Origin of the sequence: Ruminococcus sp. 1001136sp1_2201st1_G3_2201SCRN_220225, assembly GCF_040924365.1 — a bacterium.
GTDB classification, from domain to species: domain Bacteria; phylum Bacillota; class Clostridia; order Lachnospirales; family Lachnospiraceae; genus Blautia_A; species Blautia_A faecis.
Genome location: NZ_JBCOME010000121.1, coordinates 1 through 3,805, shown reverse-complemented (window position 1 = coordinate 3,805; position 3,805 = coordinate 1). Strand labels below are relative to the sequence as shown.

2 protein-coding genes are annotated in these 3,805 nt (G+C 45.5%); one reads left to right on the top strand and one right to left on the bottom strand.

From position 1 onward, the window contains the following. Positions 1–203: 203 nt before the first annotated feature. Positions 204–824 (bottom strand): 4'-phosphopantetheinyl transferase superfamily protein, encoded by a 621-nt coding sequence (locus AB5642_RS20035; RefSeq protein WP_237963558.1) that lies wholly within the window; start codon positions 822–824, stop codon positions 204–206. Between the two features lie 237 nt (positions 825–1,061). Here AB5642_RS20035 and secA point away from each other — a divergent pair, with 237 nt between their 5' ends. Beyond that, positions 1,062–3,638, top strand: coding sequence for a preprotein translocase subunit SecA (gene secA / locus AB5642_RS20030; protein ID WP_195478463.1), 2,577 nt, complete (start codon positions 1,062–1,064; stop codon positions 3,636–3,638). Positions 3,639–3,805: the final 167 nt, after the last annotated feature.

Genomic DNA, 3,805 nt, shown 5'->3' with positions numbered 1-3,805 from the left:
GTCGGAAAGCCGTGTGAGGGAGAACCTCATGCACGGTTTGATGAGGGGCGGATGAAAATTTCATCCGCCTACTCTACTTTTACGGAGCAGCTGGAATTGGTCTGGCACTGCTGCAGCTTCATCTGGCAGAAACGGATCAGTATCATGTGACCAGATTTCTGGATGATCCGTTCCCTGATGAAAAAGTGATAAAAATTTGAATTTTAAAGTAATTCTTCAGCAAGCTCCCTGGCGGATAGTACGCGGACAGGGAGCTTGCTTTCGTCATAAATACTGTAGGCCAGAAATCCGGTTCCATTTTCTAATGGGATGGTATGGGTGTGCATATTCGGATGCAGAGTGAGAATCTCCCGGAAATTTCCGGTGATCCCTTCTCCGGTAAGTTTGACGGCGCTTTCCTTCATAGCCCAGATCCGGCAGAAATCCTGGGGGGACTTTAGGAAAATAAGCTCCTCCTGAGTGCAGACTCTTCGGATAAGAGATTCCCGGGGCTCGGTGAGCTTCTGGATATCCAGACCAATTTCCCTGTCATGCAAGGCACAGCCTACGAAATTTCCGCTGTGGCTGAGATTAAAAAACGGCATATTTTCCCCACGGAAAAATGGTTTCCCAGAAGAGGTTTTCTGGAAATCCGGGATTTCCCGGAAACCATATTCCTGTTTAAGTCCATAACGCAAAAGCAGCCAGGCCAGGGCAGAACGCTTCTGGTCTTCCGGCAATTTAAAATGCTGAACATATTCCCTGCGTGCAACAGGCAATGAGAAAATCATCTGGTGAAGCAATTCGTTTGAAATTAAGTCCAGTTCCTGAAAAAGATAAATCATATAAAAATTCTCCTAAAACATAAAATAATTTGAGGCTAATTTGGGGTATAAATTCATTTTACTTTAATATATCATATGGGAGACATATTTTGTTCATCAAATATTTATTGTTTTCCATGACAAAAAGTGTTAAAATAGACTGGTATGTTAAACAAAATAAATAATTTTAAATGAAATGAAATCAGTTATATTACACAATATAGCATCTAAAAAGATAGACAGGAGTATAAAAGCTAAATGAACATGTTTTCAAAAGTTTTCGGAACCCGCAGCCAACGAGAGGTTAAGCGTATCATGCCTCTCGTTAAGAAAATTGAGGATCTGCGTCCCGAAATGCAGAAATTAACCGACGAAGAACTTCGTGGTAAGACAAGAGAGTTTAAGAAACGCCTGGAAGAGGGAGCTACCCTGGATGATCTTTTACCAGAGGCATTTGCTACCGTCCGTGAGGCTGCCAAGCGAGTACTTGGAATGGAGCATTTCGAAGTACAGCTCATCGGTGGAATCGTACTTCATCAGGGCCGTATCGCCGAGATGAAAACTGGTGAAGGTAAGACCCTTGTAGCTACATTGCCTTCCTATCTGAATGCCCTGGAGGGCAAAGGTGTTCACGTTGTCACAGTCAATGATTACCTGGCGAAACGTGATGCCGACGAGATGGGACAGGTTCACAGATTCCTTGGGCTGACTGTAGGCGTAGTTCTGAACGACATGAAGCCGGAAGAACGCCGCGAGGCATATAACTGTGATATTACTTATGTTACAAATAACGAACTTGGATTTGACTATCTTCGTGATAACATGGTTATCTACAAGGAGCAGCTGGTACAGCGTGACCTTCACTACTGTATCATCGACGAGGTCGACTCCATTTTAATCGATGAGGCTCGTACTCCTCTGATCATTTCCGGTCAGAGCGGCAAGTCCACCAAGCTGTATGAGGTTTGCGATATCCTTGCACAGCAGCTGGAGCGTGGAGAAGCCAGCCATGAGATGACCAAGATGGCAGCTATCATGGGTGAGGAAGTTATCGAGACCGGTGACTTTGTTGTAAATGAGAAGGATAAGATTGTCAACCTTACCGAGCAGGGTGTGAAGAAGGTTGAGAAATTCTTCAGTATTGAGAATCTTGCAGATCCGGAGAACCTTGAGATCCAGCACAATATCATCCTTGCACTTCGTGCTCATAATCTGATGCACCGTGACCAGGATTACGTTGTAAAAGATGACGAGGTTATGATTGTTGATGAGTTTACCGGACGTATCATGCCGGGCCGTCGTTATTCGGATGGTCTCCACCAGGCAATCGAGGCAAAAGAGCATGTTAAGGTAAAACGCGAGAGCAAAACCCTTGCAACCATCACCTTCCAGAACTTCTTTAACAAATACGATAAGAAAGGCGGTATGACCGGTACTGCCCTTACTGAGGAGAAAGAGTTCCGTGATATCTATGCTATGGACGTTGTTGAGATCCCGACCAATAAGCCGGTTCAGCGTAAGGATTTAGACGATGCCGTATATATGACAAAGAAAGAGAAATTCAATGCAGTTGTCCAGTCTGTAAAGGAAGCTCATGAGAAGCAGCAGCCTGTACTGGTTGGTACTATTACCATTGAGACTTCTGAGCTCATCAGCCGTATGCTGAAGAGAGAAGGGATTCCGCACAATGTATTGAATGCCAAGTTCCATGAGCTTGAGGCTGAGATCGTAGCACAGGCTGGTCAGGCCGGTGCCGTTACCATCGCAACCAATATGGCAGGTCGTGGTACGGATATTAAGCTTGACGATGTATCAAGAGCAGCCGGCGGTCTGAAGATTATCGGTACAGAGCGTCATGAGTCCAGACGTATTGATAACCAGCTGCGTGGACGTTCCGGACGTCAGGGAGATCCAGGAGAATCCCGTTTCTATATTTCTCTTGAGGACGATCTGATGCGTCTGTTCGGATCTGAGCGTCTGATGAAGGTGTTCACATCTCTTGGTGTAGCTGAGAATGAGCAGATTGAGCATAAGATGCTTTCCAACGCCATCGAGAAGGCACAAGAGAAAATCGAGTTTAACAACTTCGGTATTCGTAAGAATCTTCTTGATTACGACCAGGTTAACAATGAGCAGCGTGAGATCATCTACAAAGAGCGCCGCCAGGTGCTGGATGGCGAGAACATGCGCGATGCCATCTACAAGATGATTACAGATATTGTAGATAATGCAGTAGATATGTGTTTCTCTGAGGATGTAGATTCTGAAGAGTGGGATCTGAATGAGTTCAACAGTGTTCTCCGTCAGATCATCCCAATCGAGCCGCTTACAGCTGAGAAGGTTAAGGGTAAGAAAAAGAATGAGATGAAGCATCTGATCAAGGAGGAGGCTGTGAAGCTTTACGAGGCGAAGGAGTCCGAATTCCCGGAGCCAGAGCAGCTGCGTGAGCTTGAGCGCGTTATCCTTCTGAAGAGCATTGACAGCAAGTGGATGGATCACATTGATGACATGGAGATTCTCCGCCAGGGTATCGGTCTGACTGCTTATGGTCAGAGAGATCCGGTTGTTGAGTACAAGATGGCCGCATTTGATATGTTTAACAGCATGATCACTTCCATTCAGGAGGACACCGTCAGAATGCTGTATCATGTTCATGTTGAGCAGAAAATCGAGCGTGAGCAGGTGGCTAAGGTTACTGGTACTAACAAGGATGATTCCAGTGTTCGTAAGCCGGTTCAGAGAAAAGAAATTAAGGTTTATCCGAATGATCCGTGTCCTTGCGGAAGCGGTAAGAAGTACAAACAGTGCTGCGGCAGAAAGACTGCTAATGTTTAAACCAGAGTGACTATAGAGAGCGAATTTCCAGAGGCGGGAGGTCTTGGAAATTCGCTCTTTTGCTATTTAGTGGATTAAAAGTTCTTCAAGGCGGACGCATTTGGACAATGTGTATTACTCACTCGCCGGCGCAACGCTCCGATGAACTAATCGCTAACTGCGACTAA